The following is a 19,076-nucleotide window of genomic DNA, read 5'->3' as shown; positions in this document are numbered from 1 at the left end:
CTCATTCTTCCAGTTATCTTTCCCTGAGGAGTTTAAGATCCAACTGTCTATAGCATGAGTGAGAATATAGCTCTTTTGTAAAGCTTAAGTTAGCTATAAAACTTCTTACGGAAGGTAACCTGATAAATCACCTTCGCCCACTGTTAATCATAGTTAAAAGCAGCGATTAAGTTGCCTTTAATTATTTACGCTATTAGCGTTTATCTGACTGATTATTATTCTAAAATAAAAACTACTAAGTGATATATTTGAGCTTTTATATACGCATTTAAATATTTTCAGACCTACCTGTACTTGATAGTTCTGTAGTGTCGATTGACCTTCCTAAATTTTATGCCAGAAGCCCCCTTCGAAGATTTGCTTCTTTCTTTTTTATGGCTTATTGCCAGCGAGTCGTCCCTACTCAAAAAAGGTAGGGACGACTCGCAGAGTCGCCCGTTGAGGCCACTGCTCATGATGCCTCGACACCCAATCCGCCTTGAAAAATTACAGGGCCAGAAGAGGATGGAGATTTAAACGTGTCAAAAAGGTGTTGCAATCTATGATCACTGTGATAATTTTAATTATGAACTAGCTCGAAATGAGCATAAAGAAAAAGGGCGTATTAAATGCCCGTAACACGTTCCTGAGGAGCTGCATTCGCAGCATTATGGGTCACACGACCACCCCCCCTATAAATAACAGTAGTTCGCGCTGTATTTCAACATAACTCACACTAAAATTTACGTTCAGTGCCGAATTTGGCCAGCGTAGTCACCGTAATCTTTTTATAGTCATAATGAAATTCACTTTTGAGATCATTATGAATAAATACCAAACCTTTCATCAATTACATAAACAAGAGCAATTATTTTTATTACCAAATGCGTGGGATCCATTAAGCGCTCGTATATTAGCTGATGCTGGTTTTGCTGCTATCGCCACAACAAGTTGGGGGATGGCCCAATCTCGAGGTCAAGAAGATGGCGAACAATGCTCATTTGAGGAGTTTATAAGTCAGCTAAAACCAATAATCGATGCTGTTAATATTGCTGTTTCCGTGGATATTGAATCAGGTTACAGTAATGACGTAAGCACTATTTGTCAGCATGTTTTGGCCGTAGCCAAATTAGGTGCTGTCGGTATTAATATTGAGGATTCAGATAAAAAAACAGCTCAGTTACGCTCCCTAGAACACCAAGTAGAGATCCTTAAAGCGATTAAAAACACACTTAAAAAGTATGGTTTTTCACAGCTATTTATCAATGCTAGAACTGATTGCTACAGCCAAAATATGGCTTCTCTTGAACATGTAATAACTCGATCTTTGGCTTATCAAGATGCTGGCGTTGATGGTATTTTTATCCCTGGATTATCCGATTTAACAGCAATAAAGCAAATAACAACGACACTTAAGGTGCCACTTAACGTGATGGCACAGCCATTAAAAAGTGATTTTCTTTGCGATAATAGTAGTAATAGCAGTTCATTATTTGCACATGGCGTGCAAAGATATACGCTTGGTAATGCACTATTTGATGCCACAAAAGCCTATATTTTTACCGCTAGCAGTACTTTTAATAGCACAAAAAGTAGCGATCATTTATTCTAATCGGAGTTTTAAAAGCTATTTATACAAAATTAAAATCATAATTAGTGATAAAAATAGTAACTAATTTAGAAATTGATCAGCACAAGCTCAAATTGTTATCCACAATTTGGGCTTTTTTGATCATTTTTAACTGAGAGGCATATAAAAAGTACTCAATTTATTAGCTAAAACAGTATAAATCGAGCAATAAACCCACTAAATCAACTTTAATTGCCATTAATTACTTATTTAGCACCCTACTTGAAATATTTTTTGGCATTTCATAAATTAATTTATAGCCAAAACGATCGTTATCAACAGGCGATCTATCCACATTCTGATCACTCGTTTTAAAACTCTTAATGAAACGAAAATTCACCACTCATAAAACGTAAAATCAATATCTTAGTAAAATAAAAATAAGATCTTATGTTGTTACTACCCAGCTTTCCCACTTTTTATCAACAGCTTGATCAGAAGATTACATATTGGAATACTTTATTTTATTTATATATATCAAATAATTACGAATTAAAAATAAGAAACATCAAAAATCGTACTTTAAATACTTATACAAACTTCCATTCAAGGCTTTACTGCTGAGTAAACTCAGTTATCATAAGCCTATAAGTAAGCAGTTGTGTGATCAAATAGAATTATGAACTCCGTTAATATCATTATAGGCAGCCAAATGGGATCTGCTGAGTATGTAGGTGAGCAACTAGCAGAGCAGTTAGTTACTCAAGGGATCACTACAGAAGTTCATGATCAACCTAACTTTTCACAGATAAACCAAGAAAATACTATCTGGTTATTGTGTACTTCTACTTATGGTGCTGGTGATTACCCTGAGAACCTTTTATCCTTTGTTGAAGATATTAATCAAGTCAATGATTTAAAAGGATTAAAGTTTAGTGTTATTGGCTTAGGTGACACCAGTTATGATACCTATAACCTCGCTGGCCGTAATCTAGAACAACTTTTAGTAAGTAAAGGCGCGCACTGTATAGCAGAGCGCTTAGAGTTGAATATTCTTGATGAAGAACTACCAGAAGACACCGCATTAGCTTGGTTACCAAGCTGGATCGAGCAAATAAACCGTATTTAATTAAGATCACAGTTTAGATCCAAATTTAAAGTTACCCACAATTTACTGAGTATTTAGATCAGATTGTGGATAAGCTATGATATAACTGCGTTTTAAGACTATGTTATCCATTGGATAAGATCTGATCCAATACCCCCTGTGCATAAAGAGCCTTTTTGATCAGAGCTTATAATCAGTTAGATCCGATCATATTAACACCTTTAGATCCGATCTAACTTTATGTTTTAATAAGTAAACTAAACCTTATCAACAGAAATCATGCTCAGTAGTAGTAACAGTAATAAAAGATCTCTTTAAAAGATCCTTTATATTATTAGAGATCATTTACTTAGATCTTGGCCACAGTTTAATCATTTATCTTCTGTAAATTTATAGGTAGAATACGCTCCCCCTTGAAAGTTTGCTGGTTGATTAAGTAGGATCCCGAAATGATTTTTCACGAAAATTTTGATGTTATTGTTGTTGGTGGTGGACATGCAGGTACAGAAGCTGCGTTAGCTGCTGCACGTATGGGAATGAATACCCTGCTGCTGACTCACAATATGGATACCCTTGGTCAGATGTCATGTAATCCAGCAATTGGTGGTATTGGCAAAGGTCATTTGGTTAAAGAAATTGATGCACTAGGTGGTGCAATGGCCCAAGCAATTGATAAAGGCGGTATTCAATTCCGTACTTTAAATTCTTCAAAGGGACCTGCAGTAAGAGCTACTCGTGCACAAGCAGATCGCGCTTTATATAAAGCTGCTATTCAAGATATTTTACAACACCAAGATAACCTGAAGATCTTTCAGCAATCATGTGATGATCTGATTGTTGAAAATAATAAAGTAACCGGTGTTGTTACTCAAATGGGACTGCGTTTTAGCGCACCTTCTGTGGTATTAACCGTAGGCACTTTCCTTGGTGGCCAAATTCACATTGGCTTAGAAAACTTCAAAGGTGGTCGCGCTGGTGATCCACCTTCAATCGCATTAGCAAATCGTTTACGTGAATTACCATTTCGTGTTGATCGCTTAAAAACTGGAACGCCACCACGTATTGATGCCCGTACAGTTGATTTTAGTAAAATGGAACAACAACCTGGTGATGCTATAACACCGGTGTTTTCATTTATGGGTAAGCAGTTAGATCATCCACAACAAATTTCTTGCTTCATCACATACACCAATGAAAAAACTCATGATGTGATCCGCAATAATTTACATCGTTCACCTATGTACTCAGGTGTTATTGAAGGGATTGGTCCACGTTACTGTCCTTCTATTGAAGATAAAATTGTTCGCTTTGCAGATAAAGACAAACATCAAATTTTTGTTGAGCCTGAAGGCCTAACATCTTATGAGCTTTATCCAAATGGTATTTCAACTAGTTTGCCATTTGATGTGCAATTAGAGATTGTGCAATCAATCACTGGCTTTGAAAATGCACATATTTGCCGTCCAGGCTATGCTATCGAGTACGACTTTTTTGATCCACGCGATTTAAAGAAATCATTAGAGACCAAATTTATTGATGGTTTGTTCTTTGCTGGACAGATCAATGGCACTACAGGCTATGAAGAAGCCGGTGCACAAGGCTTAATTGCCGGTATGAATGCAGCATTGCAAGTGCAAGGTAAAGAGCCTTGGACACCACGCCGTGATGAAGCTTATGTCGGTGTATTAATCGACGATTTAACTACACTAGGTACCAAAGAACCGTACCGTATGTTTACTAGTCGTGCTGAATACCGTTTGTTACTACGTGAAGACAACGCTGATATTCGTTTAACAGCAAAAGGTCGTGAACTTGGTTTAGTTAACGATGAACGCTGGCAAGCATTTAATGAAAAAATGGATATCATTGCAAAAGAATCTCAACGGATCAAAGAAACTTGGATCCATAAAGATCACGCTGTAATTGATCAAGTTAATGGCTTACTTAAAACACCATTAACCCGAGAAGCAAGTTTAGAAGAATTATTACGTCGCCCTGAGATCCGTTATAACGATCTAATGGCGATCGAAGGATTAGGATCTGAGTTTGATCATGCAACAGCGTTAGAGCAAGTTGAGATCCACACTAAGTACGCAGGTTATATTGCTCGTCAGCAAGAAGAGATCAATAAGCAACTTCGTCATGAGTTAACTATTTTGCCTAAAGATTATGATTACTCGATCGTATCGGGTCTATCAAATGAAGTGGTTGCTAAATTAACTGAGGCGCGTCCTGATACAATCGGTCAAGCATCACGTATTTCAGGTATCACGCCTGCTGCTATTTCGCTATTATTAGTTTATCTGAAGAAGCAAGGCTTACTACGTAAAATTGCGTAGTCATTAAGGAATACTGTGTTACAGCAACAATTAACTACTTTGTTAGCGCAAACTGATATTGCGCTAACTGAAAAACAACAGCAACAATTGGTTCAGTATGTTGAGTTACTCAATAAATGGAACAAAGCTTATAATTTAACCTCAGTGCGTTTACCTGAGGATATGATGATTAAGCATATTATGGATAGCTTAGTTGTTGCACCTCACCTACCCGGTCATCATTATATTGATGTTGGTACGGGTCCTGGCCTTCCGGGTATCGTATTAGCTATTGCATTACCTGAGACACAATTTATTTTATTAGATAGTTTAGGTAAACGCGTGCGTTTTTTAATGCAGGTAAAACATGAGCTAGGTCTGAAAAATGTAACCCCAGTGCAGTCTAGAGTTGAAGATTATCAACCAAGTGTTAAATTAGATGGTGTATTGAGTCGTGCTTTTGCATCTTTACAAGATATGGTTGACTGGTGTTCGCACTTGATTGATCATTCAGGTAAGTTTATTGCCTTAAAAGGCGTATTTCCAAGTGAAGAGCTAGAATCTTTACCAGCAGGTGTTAAGTTCGAGCAAAAAATCACCTTGGAAGTACCAAAATTAGATGCGCAAAGACATTTAATTATTCTTTCTAAAGACTAGGGATCAGAGATACTGTGGCAAAAGTCATCGCAATAGCAAACCAAAAAGGTGGTGTGGGTAAAACCACCACAGCAGTTAATCTCGCGGCATCAATGGCTGCAACTAAACGTAAAGTGTTGCTTATTGATCTCGATCCGCAAGGCAATGCAACCATGGGTAGCGGCGTAGACAAATACGGCGATGTGGCAACAATTTATGATTTATTAATCGAAGATAAACCAATTGAAGAAGTTGTTACTAAAGAAACCTCTGGTGAATATCATTTAATTGCTGCTAATGGTGATGTTACCGCCGCCGAAGTTAAACTGATGGAGCTTTATGCTCGAGAAGTACGACTACGCAATGCCCTTGAAAAAATATCTGATCAATATGAATTTATTTTTATCGACTGCCCACCATCACTGAATATGCTTACGGTGAATGCAATGGCGGCCGCGGATTCAATTTTAGTGCCTATGCAATGTGAATATTATGCGCTTGAAGGCTTAACCGCATTAATGGACACAATTACGCAATTAGCCAAGTTAGTTAATCCAAAACTACAGATTGAAGGGATTTTACGTACTATGTACGATCCGCGTAATCGTTTGGCCAATGATGTATCTGAGCAGCTTAAACAACATTTTGGCGATAAAGTATACCGCACCGTGATCCCACGTAATGTACGTTTAGCTGAAGCGCCGAGTTTTGGTGCACCCGCAATGTATTATGACCGGGCATCAAGTGGTGCTAAAGCGTATTTAGCACTTGCCGGTGAAATGTTACGCAGAAAAGAAAAAATATCCCCAATCGTCGCCTAACTTGAGGTAAAAAGAACATGTCTGCTAAAAAACGCGGTTTAGGCCGAGGACTCGATGCTTTATTAAGCTCGTCAAAACCAGCACCGAGTGCCCGCACTGAACAACCCAACGTGAGTGAGCAGGATGTAATTGTTCAGCCAACCAGTAGTGAACTGCAAAAGCTACCGATTGAGTTTTTACACTCAGGTAAATATCAGCCACGCAAAGACATGTCCGAAGAAGCGCTTGAAGAGCTAGCAAGCTCAATTCGATCGCAAGGGATTATTCAGCCAATTGTAGTTCGTCCAGTAGCAGAAAACAGTTATGAGATTATTGCTGGTGAACGTCGCTGGCGTGCTGCACAAATAGCTAAGCTAGACGTAGTACCATGTATCATTAAAGATGTGCCTGATGAAGCTGCGGTGGCCATCGCATTGATTGAAAATATTCAACGCGAAGATCTAAATGCCATGGAAGAAGCGGTTGCATTGCACCGTTTGTTAACTGAGTTTGAATTAACTCACCAACAAGTGGCAGATGCCGTAGGCAAATCACGCACGACGGTAACTAATTTATTACGACTAAATAACCTTAATGATGATGTTAAAATATTGTTGGAACATGGCGATATTGAAATGGGTCATGCGCGTTGTTTATTAGCCCTTGAAGGTGAAGCACAATCTGATGCTGCTCGACTGGCTGTAGCAAAGGCTTTAACTGTACGCGAAACAGAAAAATTAGTTCGTTCAATTATTGAACCTGCCCCTAAAAAAGAAACTTTCGAAAAAGATCCAGATGTCAAACAGTTAGAACAACAATTAGCCGAAAACTTGGGTGCTAAAGTTGAAATTAACTACAACAAAAAAGGCAAAGGAAACTTAGTTATTTCGTATACTAACTTAGAAGAGTTAGATGGAATTTTAAGCCGTATAAATGCAGAGAATTCCGAGCATTAATAAATATCATGTCCAAAAAGAGACATTCGTCGCAAATTTGCACCACAATACACCGACTCAAGTTGCAAAACTGGTAGGAATCAGTATAATTTCGCCAGTTTTCATGCCCTGACAATTAGATTGCCACTAAGGTTAACTAAACGTGACAAATAAGTTAGCGAGGCCATATCGGCTTGCCGCATTAAAATTAATATGTCTTCAGGGCGTTGTAGCATTAGTTGCTGCTGTAATCATTTTTGTTGGTTGGGGAGTAGATGCCGGCCTTTCAGCTATCGCTGGAGGCACTGTAGCGGTGCTCCCTAATTTTGTATTTGTTATCTATGCATTCCGTTATATGGGTGCTAGTAAAGCAAAACAAGTGTTTGCCTCGTTTAAACGCGGCAACGGATTAAAATTTTTGCTAACAATCTTTTTGTTTGCGCTGATATTTAAACTGTATCCGGTAATCTTTTTGCCATTTTTTTGTAGTTTTATATTAGTGATGTTCGTTGGATTGTTCGCGCCAGTTTTTTTTAATCATTAACTTTTGGGATATAACATGGCTGCAGGTGAAGAGCTAACTCTAACGGGTTACATCAAGCACCACCTAACCAACGGTCAGGTGCGTCTATCCGACGACCCTAACAATTGGTGGATGGTACTTAATGTCGATACCCTAGCATGGTCTATCGGTTTAGGATTGATCTTTCTATGGATCTTCAAGCGCGCTGCGAATAAAGCAACGCTTGGTGTTCCTGGTAAATTTCAGTGCTTTATCGAGATGGTCGTAGAATTCGTTGACTCTAACGTGAAAGATACCTTTCACGGTAAAAGTAAACTAATTGCCCCTCTTGCTCTGACAATTTTTGTCTGGGTATTCTTGATGAACTTAATGGATTTAATACCTGTTGACTTCCTACCAACTGCTGCGGCATTGATTAGTGGTGAGTCTTGGGATGTTATTTCAAGCGGTCAATCGCATACTTATATGAAAGTGGTACCTACAACCGACCTTAACTTAACGTTAGCAATGGGTTTAGGTGTATTCGCACTTATCATCTTTTATTCGATTCGCGTTAAAGGCGTTATGGGTTTTGTTAAAGAACTTACATTACAACCGTTTAACGTTAAGAACCCAGTGGTTCAAGCACTATTTATTCCAGTAAACTTGTTACTAGAGCTAGTAACCTTGTTTGCTAAGCCAATCTCATTGGCACTACGTTTATTTGGTAACTTATACGCAGGTGAATTGATCTTCATTCTGATTGCAGCGATTGGCTTATTCCAATTACCACTGCACTTCGTATGGGCTGTGTTCCACATTCTCGTAATCGTATTGCAAGCATTCATCTTCATGATGCTAACAATTGTATACCTGAGCATGGCGTCAACTGATCATTAATCAGACGTCAGTTCAATAAAGATTTTTTTACTTAAACTTTAAACTTTGAAAATTAATCGGAGAAAACAATGGAAATCGTACTAGGTCTTAAATATATCGCTGTAGCGTTACTTATCGGTTTTGGTGCTTTAGGTACTGCTATCGGTTTTGGTAACTTAGGTGGTAAATTCCTTGAGTCTGCTGCTCGTCAACCTGAGCTTGCACCACAACTACAAGTTAAAATGTTCATCGTAGCGGGTCTTATCGATGCTATCGCGATGATCGGTGTAGGTATTGGTCTATACATGTTGTTCGCACTTTAATATTGAAAAAATACTTTATCCGCGATCAACTATTGACTAAGGAGGAGTGGTTGTGAGTTTAAACCTTACTCTACTCGGCGAATTAATAGCATTTATCGTTTTTGTTTGGTTCTGCATGAAGTTTGTGTGGCCACCACTTAACGGTGCTATTGAAGCTCGCCAGAAAAAAATTGAAGATGGTTTAGCGGCCTCTGATAAAGCTGAAAAAGATCTTGAACTTGCTCGTAAAAAAGCAACTGCAGAACTTAAAGAAGCTAAATCACAAGCTGCTGAAATCATCGAGCAAGCTAAGAAGCGTGCAACGCAAATCGTAGACGAAGAGACATCTCGTGGTCACGACGAGCGCGAAAACATCATTGCTCAAGGTCATTCTGAAATTGAAGCCGAGCGTAACCGTGTTAAAGAAGAACTGCGTAAGCAAGTTGCTACTTTAGCGGTTATCGGCGCACAGAAGATTCTAGAGCGCGAAATCAATGAAGCCGCGCACAGCGACATTGTTGAAAAACTTGTAGCTGAGCTTTAATAGGAGGGTCTGAGCATGTCTGAATTGACTACAATCGCTCGCCCATACGCTAAAGCGGCCTTTGAATTTGCCGTTGAAAAAGGCGTAGTTGAGAGTTGGAATGATATGTTGTTTTTTGCTTCAGAAGTGGCGAAAAATGAACAAGTCGCTCAATTCCTAACTGGAAGCGCCTCTGCTGATAAGCAATCAGAAATTGTTATTTCTGTTTGTGCAGAGCAACTCAACGAATACGGTCAAAACCTTGTAAAGGTTATGGCTGAAAATGGACGTTTGACCGCCCTACCAGCTGTTGCACAATTGTTCTCTGCTTTTAAAGCAGATTACGATAAAGAGATTGATGTTGACATCACCTCTGCAACAACCCTTGCTGCAACGCAGCAAGAAACACTGGTAGCGGCACTTGAAAAACGTTTCGCACGCAAAGTTAAGCTGAATTGTAGTGTTGACGAATCACTTGTTGGTGGCCTTATGATTAAGGCTGGAGACACAGTAATCGACGGCACTGTTCGCGGTAAATTAAACCGTTTAGCCACTACACTACAATCGTAATTGGGAAGAAGAGCATGCAACTTAATTCCACTGAAATTTCTGATCTGATCAAACAACGTATTGAGAAGTTCGAAGTTGTAAGTGAAGCTCGTAACGAAGGTACAATTGTATCTGTTACTGACGGTATCATTCGCATCCACGGTCTTGCTGACTGTATGCAAGGTGAAATGATTGAGCTTCCAGGCAACCGTTATGCTATCGCACTAAACCTTGAGCGTGACTCAATTGGTGCAGTAGTAATGGGTCCATACGCTGACCTTACAGAAGGCGTAAAAGTATACACAACTGGTCGTATCTTAGAAGTTCCTGTTGGTGCTGGTTTACTTGGTCGTGTTGTAAACACACTAGGTGCACCTATCGACGGTAAAGGCGCTTTAGATAACGACGGTTTTGAACCTGTAGAAAAAATTGCACCGGGTGTAATCGAACGTAAATCAGTAGATGAGCCAGTACAAACTGGTTATAAATCTATCGATGCGATGATCCCAGTGGGTCGTGGTCAACGTGAACTTGTGATCGGTGACCGCCAAACAGGTAAAACTGCACTAGCAATCGATGCAATCATCAATCAAAAAGACACAGGCGTTAAGTGTGTGTACGTAGCGATTGGTCAAAAAGCATCTACTATTGCTAACGTAGTACGTAAATTAGAAGAGCACGGTGCATTAGCAAATACTATCGTAGTTGTTGCATCTGCTTCTGAGTCTGCGGCACTTCAGTACTTAGCACCGTTCGCGGGCTGTACTATGGGTGAATACTTCCGTGACCGTGGTGAAAACGCATTAATCGTATATGATGATTTATCTAAGCAAGCAGTTGCTTACCGTCAAATCTCATTGCTACTTAAGCGTCCACCAGGTCGTGAAGCATACCCAGGTGACGTATTCTATCTTCACTCTCGTCTTCTTGAGCGTGCATCGCGTGTAAACGCTGAGTACGTTGAAAAGTTCACCAATGGTGAAGTGAAAGGTAAAACAGGTTCATTGACGGCATTGCCAATCATTGAAACTCAAGGCGGCGACGTTTCTGCGTTCGTACCGACTAACGTTATCTCTATCACCGATGGTCAGATCTTCTTAGAAACTGACTTATTCAACTCAGGTATCCGTCCGGCAGTAAATGCTGGTATCTCGGTATCGCGTGTTGGTGGTGCTGCACAAACTAAAATCGTTAAGAAACTAGGTGGCGGTATTCGTCTAGCCCTAGCTCAGTATCGTGAATTAGCTGCGTTCTCGCAGTTCGCGTCTGACCTTGATGATGCAACTCGTGCTCAACTTGAGCATGGTGAGCGTGTAACAGAGCTAATGAAGCAGAAACAGTACGCGCCAATGTCTGTTGCTGAAATGTCTTTGTCGTTATTTGCAGCAGAGAAAGGTTACCTTCAAGATATCGAAATCGTTAAAATCATGGATTTCGAAGCTGGGTTACTTTCTTATGCAAACAGCACATACGCAGAGCTTATGGCTCAAATCAATGAAACTGGTAACTACAATGCCGAGATCGAAGCGCAGCTTAAAGAACTTCTAGAGAAGTTTAAATCTACGCAAACTTGGTAATTTAGTTATAAATGGTGCGCTTTAGTTCGCTAAAGCACACCTTGATTCGGAGAAAGAGTCATGGCCAGCGGAAAAGAGATTAAAAGCAAGATCGGTAGTATTAAAAATACTCAAAAGATCACTAGCGCTATGGAAATGGTTGCTGCGTCTAAAATGAAAAAGGCACAGGAACGAGTGGCTTCAAGCCGTCCGTACGCTGAAAATTTACGCAAAGTGATCGGTCATGTTGCTAATGCTAACCTTGAATATCGCCATCCATATATGGAAGAGCGTGAGGTCAAGCGCGTTGGTTATATCGTCATTTCTACCGACCGTGGTTTATGTGGTGGCTTAAACTCTAATGAGTTTAAGAAAGTATCTTTAGATATCAAAGCGTGGAAAGAAAAAGGTGTTTCTGCAGATTTCGCAGTTATGGGCTCAAAAGCCGGCACTTTCTTTAACCGTTTTGGTGGAACAGTACTTGCCAAAAAATCAGGGTTAGGCGATGCGCCTTCTATTACCGACGTAATTGGTCCGGTAAAAGTAATGCTAGAAGCATTCAATGAAGGCAAATTAGACCGCTTGTATGTGGTTTACAACAAGTTTGTAAATACCATGAAGCAAGAGCCAACAATCGATCAGTTGTTGCCTTTGCCAAAAGACGAAAGCAAAGAACTTGCACACCGTTGGGATTACATTTACGAACCAGATCCAAAAGCAATTTTGGATACATTAATGGTTCGTTTTGTGGAATCTCAAGTATACCAAGGTGTAGTTGAAAATGCTGCCTCTGAACAGGCCGCCCGTATGGTTGCAATGAAAGCTGCAACTGATAACGCAGGCGACCTTATGGATGAGTTACAGCTTGTTTATAACAAGGCTCGCCAAGCGGCAATCACACAAGAAATTAGTGAGATTTGTTCTGGTTCAGCAGCAGTTTAATGCTTCGGGCAAAGATTAACGAGAGGAATAGACATGAGTTTAGGTAAGGTCGTCCAAATTATCGGCGCCGTTGTGGATATTGAATTTTCACAAGACAGCGTGCCAGCCGTATATGACGCGTTAAAAATAACAGATGGCGATTTAGCTGGTTTGACTCTAGAAGTTCAACAACAGCTAGGTGGCGGTGTGGTACGTACTATCGCACTAGGTACTACTGACGGTTTACGCCGTGGTGCATTAGTATCAAACACAGGTGAAGCGATTCAAGTTCCAGTTGGTAAAGCAACGCTTGGTCGTATCATGAACGTACTTGGTGAGCCAATCGATGAAGCTGGTCCAATCGGCGAAGAAGACCGTATGTCTATTCACCGTGCAGCGCCTTCATACGAAGAGCAATCAAGTTCAGTAGAACTTTTAGAAACTGGTATCAAGGTAATCGACCTTGTATGTCCATTCGCTAAAGGTGGTAAAGTTGGTTTATTCGGTGGTGCCGGTGTTGGTAAAACCGTAAACATGATGGAACTTATTCGTAACATCGCAATCGAGCACAGCGGCTACTCAGTATTCGCCGGTGTTGGTGAGCGTACTCGTGAGGGTAACGATTTCTACCATGAAATGAACGATTCAAACGTACTTGATAAAGTATCGCTTGTATACGGTCAGATGAATGAGCCTCCAGGTAACCGTTTACGCGTAGCGTTAACAGGTCTTACTATGGCTGAAAAGTTCCGTGACGAAGGTCGCGACGTACTTTTCTTCGTAGATAACATCTACCGTTACACACTTGCTGGTACTGAAGTATCTGCACTTCTTGGTCGTATGCCATCAGCGGTAGGTTACCAGCCTACACTTGCTGAAGAAATGGGTGTACTGCAAGAGCGTATCGCATCTACTAAGACGGGTTCAATCACTTCAATCCAAGCGGTATACGTACCTGCGGATGATTTAACGGATCCATCTCCAGCAACAACGTTTGCTCACTTAGATGCAACAGTAGTACTTTCGCGTGATATCGCGTCACTTGGTATCTACCCAGCGGTAGACCCACTTGATTCATCTTCACGTCAACTTGATCCATTAGTAATTGGTCAAGAGCACTACGATACAGCACGTGGCGTTCAGACAGTTCTTCAGCGTTATAAAGAACTTAAAGACATCATTGCAATCCTAGGTATGGACGAGCTTTCTGACGAAGATAAGCAACTTGTATCTCGTGCACGTAAAATCCAACGTTTCCTATCTCAGCCATTCTTCGTGGCAGAGGTTTTCACAGGATCACCGGGTAAATACGTGTCACTTAAAGACACAATTGCTGGCTTCAAAGGCATCTTAAACGGTGAATTTGATGATATGCCAGAGCAAGCGTTCTACATGGTTGGCTCTATCGAAGAAGCTCAAGAAAAAGCCAAAAACATGTAATTAGGAGGGTAGTATGGCAGCTATGACTGTACATCTTGACGTAGTAAGCGCAGAGCGGAAGTTATTCTCTGGTCTGGTTGAATCGATTCAAGTAAGCGGTAGTGAAGGTGAACTAGGTGTAAACCCAGGACATGCGCCACTATTGACTGCCCTTAAACCTGGTATGGTACGTTTAGTAAAGCAATTTGGTCACGAAGAAGTAATGTATGTTGCTGGTGGTACTCTAGAAGTGCAACCGAACATAGTGACTATTTTGGCTGATGTAGCGGTTCGTGGTGAAGACCTTGACGAACAAGCAACAGAAGCAGCTAAACGTGAAGCTGAAGCGCAAATGGCGAATTCTTCAGCCGCTGAATTAGATTATCAACAAGCAGCAGTACAACTTGCAGAAGCAATTGCACAGCTACGCGTTATTCAGCAATTACGTAAAAAGTAAGCCTATCTGGTTTTCAAAAAGCCCACTTTATGTGGGCTTTTTTGTGCTTGAAATATACTGCATTGTTATTTTATTAGAACGCTATCATTTTTCTAAACTCTACTTTTACAGCTCTTTATCATTATTTTTACTTATATCCTTCATCGATCCCCGTTACAATATAACTAATACAAAGCAAGTTGTGATTTCAGCTTAGATTCAGTGGCTACTGTTAGATTGCCATTGAGTAAGTGCACATGATGTGACTTACGTAACCTTTTTGAATTTACACGCGCTTATTTATTTCAATAAAACAAAGAAAGAAGGATATTGTTTTAATGTCACTTACTACTGTAATTCTTGCTGCGGGTAAAGGTACTCGTATGCGCTCTGCTCTACCTAAGGTGCTGCATAAAGTTGCCGGTAAACCTATGGTGCAACACGTTATCGATAATGCTAAAGCACTCGGTGCGACATCTACTAACTTAGTTTTTGGTCATGGCGGCGAATTATTACAACAACAACTTGCTGACAACGATGTAAACTGGGTACTTCAAGCTGAGCAGCTTGGTACTGGCCATGCAGTGGCACAAGCAAACCCACATATTAATGATGAAGACACTGTATTGGTTTTATACGGTGACGTACCACTGACAAAGCAATCAACCCTTGAGCGTTTACTCGCTGCCACACCTAAAAACGGCTTAGCCGTGCTTACTGTTAATTTAGCTAACCCTAATGGTTATGGCCGTATGTTACGTGTTGATGGCAAGCTAGTGGGTATTGTTGAGCAAAAAGATGCAAGCGCAGAGCAATTACTTATTAACGAAGTAAACACTGGCATTATGGCTGTAAACGGTAAACTGCTGAAAAGCTGGTTAGGCAACTTATCTAACGAAAACGCGCAAGGTGAATACTACCTCACAGATATAGTCGCAATGGCGCACAGTGAAGGTGTAGAGATAAGCTCAGCACAACCAGATCATCCAATGGAAGTTGAAGGTGCAAATAACCGCGTACAACTTGCAGGCCTTGAACGCGCATATCAGTCGTGGCAAGCCGAACAGTTAATGCTTAATGGTGCAACGCTTGCCGACCCTGCTCGCATTGATGTACGCGGCGAAGTGACAACTGGTGAAGATGTATTAATTGACGTAAACGTTATTTTTGAAGGTAAAGTTACTCTTGGTAATAACGTTGAAATTGGCCCTAACTGCGTACTTAAAAATTGTACGATTGGCGATAACGTAATTATTAAAGCTAATACCTTAATTGATGATGCAAGCGTAGCCGACAAGTGTACTTTGGGGCCTTATGCACGTCTGCGCCCAGGTGCGATTATGGAAGAAGACTCGCATATTGGTAACTTTGTTGAGATGAAAAAAACCCGTTTAGGCAAAGGCTCTAAAGCAAATCATCTTTCTTACTTAGGCGATGCTGAAATTGGCGAAAAAGTAAATATTGGTGCCGGTACTATTACCTGTAACTACGATGGCGTAAATAAAGCCAAAACCATTATTGGTGATAATGCCTTTATTGGCTCTAACTCATCGCTTGTTGCACCGGTAAACATTGGCGCAACAGCAACTGTTGGTGCAGGTTCTGTGATCACCAGCACAGTTGAAAATGAACAGCTAGCAATCGCGCGTTCAAAACAGCGCAACTTAACCGGTTGGAAACGCCCAGTTAAAAAGTAAGTGCAGTAGTGTTTACCTTAGCTAGAAAAGCGAGTTTATACTCGCTTTTTGCTTTTTATTTAGCTGTAACATACTGCTATTAACTCCTGTTGCATCCGTTGAACTTTAATTTGCTGAGGTTGTTTTGGGCAATTAGCGCACTTTGCAACATTACCTATTTGGTAATGCAAACAACATGTTTTTCGCGTTAATGCTAATGAGTCTGAGCAAGCTGTAAGCATAATAAACTCCCCCGCCTCTGAGATATCGAGAGCATGCAACCAGTGCGCTGCCATTACATGAATATTAAACTGCGGCTTTCGCTTTGCATGAAGTAGTAGTATTGCTAATAGTGTGTCAGCTAATAAGGACATCGCCAAACGCTCATTAAGCCTTGCAACGAGGTTTAAATCTGTGAGTAACTTAACAACATAGCGTTTCAAATGGGCAGCCATATCCGTTACTGCCTGTTGCTGGTTTTGATGGTACTGCGCTTTTATAGTGGATAGTTGCAGCCCTGCAATAACACCTTGCTGATAGTGTTGCTTAAAGTTTTGCAAAGAAAAACTCATATTAAGTTCATGAACGCTGATAAGCGCTAAATAGACAGGTTGCCAATACAGCATGCCCCAGCTTTTGATTGCCCAATAACTGCGCCCAGCAGCGGGGTATTGCTGCTGCCAATACTTGTGTAACCTTGCAACCAGCAATGAACTCGATTGTATATCGAGCCAATCTGTTGATTGTTCTGGTACTTTTAAAGCACTGTGGTAGCCCTTAGCAAGCTTTAACAGCTTACTAAGGGCGAGGTGTTCAGCGTTCATAACGAGTTTAGATACTTAAAATGAGGCGTTTAAACTAAGCTCAACACTGCGCTCAGCGCCCATCCAACAGCCATTTATATCAAAACAAGCACCCACATAACGTTTGTCTGTTAAGTTACTCACGGCTAAACCTATTTTATAGCTGTCGTTAAAACGATAGCTAGCGGCAGCATCAAGCAAGGTATAACCCGGTACTGTATCGGAATTTAAGGCATCTAACTGACTTTCACCGACATAACGTACACCGCCATTAAATTCCAGTGCATCGTTAAAGAAGTAATTTAACCACATTGAGGCTTGTTGCTCTGCTACCCAAATTGGTGTTTTACCTTCCAATGCCGGGTTTTGTGGATTATCTATTACCTCAACATCCATATCTGTTAGATTTACAGTAACATCAAGAGTGTCAGTGAGTTGCTGATAAACACTGATCTCAAAACCCTTCGATTGTACTTCACCATTTTGTGTGTATTTCATAAAGTCTGGAGTGTTAACCACCACATCTTGTTTGCGCAAATCAAAAAAGGCCGCGGTTATTTTAGTTGTTGCATCATTGTTGTGATATTTCATCCCGACTTCAATTTGCTCTGCGGTCGTTGGTTTAAATGCTTTGCCAGTTAAGGTATCTACCCCCGAAGTGGGCTCGAATGATTCTGAGTAACTGGCATAAGGAGCAATGTTATTATCAAAGGTATAAATTGCTGCCATACGAAAAGTGGTATCGCTTTGATCGATTTCTTGACTACTAGATATACCGCTTTTCGTATCATCTGTAACACTGTAGTAATTATCATAACGAAGGCCAGCAATCACTGTCAGCGCATCGAGCTTTATCTCATCTTGAAGATAAAAACCGCGTTGAGATTGCTCTAAACGGCTAAATTGACGATAGCTATCTAAAGCGGCTGTAGTAGCTGCATTAAACTGGCTGTGATCTGGATTTGATAAATCAAGTGTTGGCGTATTTGCACCAAAAGTATCGGCATAGTCAAATGTAGAATCAAGGGTTTGATATTCAAAGCCAAATAATAGCTGATGATTAGTCTTCGCTAAACCAAATTGCACCGCGAGTTGGTTATCAACCACGAAGCCTTCCGCGTCTTCAATGGTTTTATAGGCAGTACGAGTTAAAATTTTATCTGCATCCGCTAAGCCGAAGTCATAGCTATTTTGTTGCGTGGCATCGGCATTGGTATAACGAAAGTTTTGCAAAAACGAAATTGAATCTGAAAATTCATGATTTAATTTATACCCGATCATAGTGACTTCACGAGCAAACTCAGCCCAGTTTTCATCGCCAGCATACGCATCAGCATCTAACTTACCGTAACTGGCTTCGTAAAGTGTGCCTTTCGCGGGTAATGGCGTTGATGGCACCATTTTAGGATCGTCTTGATAATATAAGTTAAGGTTTAAGCTTGTTTGCTCACTTATCTCAAAAGTTACTGAGGGCGCAATGGTGATTCTTTCTTCTTCGGTTGTTTGCTGTTGGCCGTCGCGGCTACGGGCAAGTGCAATAAAGCGATAATTAACGCCGTCGGTAATAGCGCCTGTGCTATCTAAAGCTAATTCAGCCAAGCTATTGCTACCAATTCGGGCTCTAATATTGTGCTCAGAGGATGCTTGTGGCGTTTTTGCTGTTTGGTTAACCATGCCACCTGGAGGTGCCGATCCGTATAAAACCGATGCTGGGCCTTTTAAAATCTCTACACTTTGTGTTGCATACGCATCTACTTGTGGAGCTAAGTTATAAGCTAGGTTGTATTGCAGCGGTAAACCATCGTAAAAATTACGGTAACTTTCAAAACCACGAATCGTATATTGGTCAAAAATCGTTACTGTACTGCGATTTTCAGGTGTGATCCCAGAAACATAGCGCAATGCTTCATTAACGGTATCTACTTGGCGTAACTCTAGTAATTTATTGTCGTAAACCTCAAAACTCATAGGCGATTCAATCGGTGTCAAACTCGATTTGGTCCCTGTTGAACGATAACTTTTTCCATATACTTCAATACTTTCTATGTCGTCTGCGGCTGGCTTTTTTGCAGCAAACCCATAGTTACTCATTAAACATAATGATATTGCAGATAGTCCAAACATTGATTTTTTTAACACAATCACTCCTTAAATTTTACTAGAA

18 protein-coding genes are annotated in these 19,076 nt (G+C 40.5%); 16 read left to right on the top strand and 2 right to left on the bottom strand.

Going from position 1 to position 19,076, the window contains the following annotated elements; genetic code table 11:
- The first annotated feature begins 802 nt into the window (after nucleotides 1-802).
- The 16 genes from PVK79_RS01160 to glmU all read left to right on the top strand — a co-directional run bounded on the left by PVK79_RS01160 (nucleotide 803) and on the right by glmU (nucleotide 16,130).
- On the top strand, nucleotides 803-1,591 hold the full coding sequence (locus PVK79_RS01160) for an isocitrate lyase/PEP mutase family protein (RefSeq protein WP_182784639.1): 789 nt from the start codon (nucleotides 803-805) through the stop codon (nucleotides 1,589-1,591).
- Between the two features lie 637 nt (nucleotides 1,592-2,228).
- Nucleotides 2,229-2,678, top strand: a complete 450-nt coding sequence (locus tag PVK79_RS01155) for a flavodoxin domain-containing protein (RefSeq protein WP_145241703.1) — start codon at nucleotides 2,229-2,231, stop codon at nucleotides 2,676-2,678.
- 428 nt (nucleotides 2,679-3,106) lie between these two features.
- Nucleotides 3,107-4,996, top strand: coding sequence for a tRNA uridine-5-carboxymethylaminomethyl(34) synthesis enzyme MnmG (mnmG, locus tag PVK79_RS01150; protein ID WP_145241701.1), 1,890 nt, complete (start codon nucleotides 3,107-3,109; stop codon nucleotides 4,994-4,996).
- 15 nt (nucleotides 4,997-5,011) lie between these two features.
- Entirely contained in the window at nucleotides 5,012-5,632 is a 621-nt protein-coding gene (rsmG, locus tag PVK79_RS01145) for a 16S rRNA (guanine(527)-N(7))-methyltransferase RsmG (RefSeq protein ID WP_149983167.1), read from the top strand.
- A 14-nt stretch (nucleotides 5,633-5,646) separates the two neighbouring features.
- Nucleotides 5,647-6,432, top strand: a complete 786-nt coding sequence (locus PVK79_RS01140) for a ParA family protein (RefSeq protein ID WP_145241697.1) — start codon at nucleotides 5,647-5,649, stop codon at nucleotides 6,430-6,432.
- 17 nt (nucleotides 6,433-6,449) lie between these two features.
- Nucleotides 6,450-7,367, top strand: coding sequence for a ParB/RepB/Spo0J family partition protein (locus tag PVK79_RS01135; protein ID WP_145241695.1), 918 nt, complete (start codon nucleotides 6,450-6,452; stop codon nucleotides 7,365-7,367).
- A gap of 142 nt (nucleotides 7,368-7,509) precedes the next feature.
- Nucleotides 7,510-7,890 (top strand): ATP synthase subunit I, encoded by a 381-nt coding sequence (locus PVK79_RS01130; RefSeq protein WP_145241693.1) that lies wholly within the window; start codon nucleotides 7,510-7,512, stop codon nucleotides 7,888-7,890.
- A gap of 15 nt (nucleotides 7,891-7,905) precedes the next feature.
- The gene (gene atpB, locus PVK79_RS01125) at nucleotides 7,906-8,748 is read left to right on the top strand and encodes a F0F1 ATP synthase subunit A (protein WP_145241691.1); all 843 of its coding nucleotides are present in this window, start codon (nucleotides 7,906-7,908) and stop codon (nucleotides 8,746-8,748) included.
- A 68-nt stretch (nucleotides 8,749-8,816) separates the two neighbouring features.
- Nucleotides 8,817-9,050 (top strand): F0F1 ATP synthase subunit C, encoded by a 234-nt coding sequence (gene atpE / locus PVK79_RS01120; protein WP_009838908.1) that lies wholly within the window; start codon nucleotides 8,817-8,819, stop codon nucleotides 9,048-9,050.
- A gap of 52 nt (nucleotides 9,051-9,102) precedes the next feature.
- Nucleotides 9,103-9,573, top strand: a complete 471-nt coding sequence (atpF, locus tag PVK79_RS01115; protein ID WP_145241689.1) for a F0F1 ATP synthase subunit B — start codon at nucleotides 9,103-9,105, stop codon at nucleotides 9,571-9,573.
- A 15-nt stretch (nucleotides 9,574-9,588) separates the two neighbouring features.
- Nucleotides 9,589-10,122 carry a F0F1 ATP synthase subunit delta gene (atpH, locus tag PVK79_RS01110; protein WP_145241687.1) on the top strand — a complete coding sequence of 178 codons (534 nt, stop codon included), beginning with the start codon at nucleotides 9,589-9,591 and terminating at the stop codon, nucleotides 10,120-10,122.
- A gap of 14 nt (nucleotides 10,123-10,136) precedes the next feature.
- A complete protein-coding gene (gene atpA / locus PVK79_RS01105; protein WP_145241685.1) occupies nucleotides 10,137-11,678 on the top strand; it encodes a F0F1 ATP synthase subunit alpha in 1,542 nt (513 codons plus the stop codon).
- Nucleotides 11,679-11,738: 60 nt separating this feature from the next.
- Entirely contained in the window at nucleotides 11,739-12,599 is an 861-nt protein-coding gene (gene atpG / locus PVK79_RS01100; RefSeq protein ID WP_145241683.1) for a F0F1 ATP synthase subunit gamma, read from the top strand.
- A gap of 33 nt (nucleotides 12,600-12,632) precedes the next feature.
- Nucleotides 12,633-14,018 carry a F0F1 ATP synthase subunit beta gene (atpD, locus tag PVK79_RS01095; protein ID WP_145241681.1) on the top strand — a complete coding sequence of 462 codons (1,386 nt, stop codon included), beginning with the start codon at nucleotides 12,633-12,635 and terminating at the stop codon, nucleotides 14,016-14,018.
- Between the two features lie 13 nt (nucleotides 14,019-14,031).
- Nucleotides 14,032-14,454, top strand: a complete 423-nt coding sequence (locus tag PVK79_RS01090; protein WP_145241679.1) for a F0F1 ATP synthase subunit epsilon — start codon at nucleotides 14,032-14,034, stop codon at nucleotides 14,452-14,454.
- A gap of 317 nt (nucleotides 14,455-14,771) precedes the next feature.
- On the top strand, nucleotides 14,772-16,130 hold the full coding sequence (gene glmU, locus PVK79_RS01085) for a bifunctional UDP-N-acetylglucosamine diphosphorylase/glucosamine-1-phosphate N-acetyltransferase GlmU (RefSeq protein ID WP_182718519.1): 1,359 nt from the start codon (nucleotides 14,772-14,774) through the stop codon (nucleotides 16,128-16,130).
- 59 nt (nucleotides 16,131-16,189) lie between these two features.
- On the opposite strand, the gene PVK79_RS01080 is transcribed toward glmU, so the two are convergent.
- Together PVK79_RS01080 and PVK79_RS01075 are read right to left on the bottom strand one after the other, a co-directional pair.
- Nucleotides 16,190-16,933 carry a siderophore ferric iron reductase gene (locus PVK79_RS01080; protein WP_257325153.1) on the bottom strand — a complete coding sequence of 248 codons (744 nt, stop codon included), beginning with the start codon at nucleotides 16,931-16,933 and terminating at the stop codon, nucleotides 16,190-16,192.
- A gap of 15 nt (nucleotides 16,934-16,948) precedes the next feature.
- Nucleotides 16,949-19,036: a TonB-dependent siderophore receptor gene (locus PVK79_RS01075; RefSeq protein ID WP_425607888.1), complete on the bottom strand. Its 2,088-nt coding sequence runs from the start codon at nucleotides 19,034-19,036 to the stop codon at nucleotides 16,949-16,951.
- Nucleotides 19,037-19,076: the final 40 nt, after the last annotated feature.

This window comes from Pseudoalteromonas rhizosphaerae (genome assembly GCF_028885455.1).
In the GTDB taxonomy this organism is placed as follows: Bacteria; Pseudomonadota; Gammaproteobacteria; order Enterobacterales; family Alteromonadaceae; genus Pseudoalteromonas; species Pseudoalteromonas rhizosphaerae.
Note: the sequence above shows the minus strand (reverse complement) of the source record. Positions and strands in the feature narration are given on the sequence as shown.

Excerpts from the sequence above, each read along its gene's own strand:
- PVK79_RS01160 (WP_182784639.1), top strand. The coding sequence starts at position 803 with ATGAATAAATACCAAACCTTTCATCAATTACATAAACAAGAGCAATTA.
- PVK79_RS01155 (WP_145241703.1), top strand. The coding sequence starts at position 2,229 with ATGAACTCCGTTAATATCATTATAGGCAGCCAAATGGGATCTGCTGAG.
- mnmG (WP_145241701.1), top strand. The coding sequence starts at position 3,107 with ATGATTTTTCACGAAAATTTTGATGTTATTGTTGTTGGTGGTGGACAT.
- PVK79_RS01135 (WP_145241695.1), top strand. The coding sequence starts at position 6,450 with ATGTCTGCTAAAAAACGCGGTTTAGGCCGAGGACTCGATGCTTTATTA.
- atpB (WP_145241691.1), top strand. The coding sequence starts at position 7,906 with ATGGCTGCAGGTGAAGAGCTAACTCTAACGGGTTACATCAAGCACCAC.
- atpE (WP_009838908.1), top strand. The coding sequence starts at position 8,817 with ATGGAAATCGTACTAGGTCTTAAATATATCGCTGTAGCGTTACTTATC.
- atpH (WP_145241687.1), top strand. The coding sequence starts at position 9,589 with ATGTCTGAATTGACTACAATCGCTCGCCCATACGCTAAAGCGGCCTTT.
- atpA (WP_145241685.1), top strand. The coding sequence starts at position 10,137 with ATGCAACTTAATTCCACTGAAATTTCTGATCTGATCAAACAACGTATT.
- atpG (WP_145241683.1), top strand. The coding sequence starts at position 11,739 with ATGGCCAGCGGAAAAGAGATTAAAAGCAAGATCGGTAGTATTAAAAAT.
- atpD (WP_145241681.1), top strand. The coding sequence starts at position 12,633 with ATGAGTTTAGGTAAGGTCGTCCAAATTATCGGCGCCGTTGTGGATATT.
- PVK79_RS01090 (WP_145241679.1), top strand. The coding sequence starts at position 14,032 with ATGGCAGCTATGACTGTACATCTTGACGTAGTAAGCGCAGAGCGGAAG.
- glmU (WP_182718519.1), top strand. The coding sequence starts at position 14,772 with ATGTCACTTACTACTGTAATTCTTGCTGCGGGTAAAGGTACTCGTATG.
- PVK79_RS01080 (WP_257325153.1), bottom strand. The coding sequence starts at position 16,933 with ATGAACGCTGAACACCTCGCCCTTAGTAAGCTGTTAAAGCTTGCTAAG.
- PVK79_RS01075 (WP_425607888.1), bottom strand. The coding sequence starts at position 19,036 with ATGTTTGGACTATCTGCAATATCATTATGTTTAATGAGTAACTATGGG.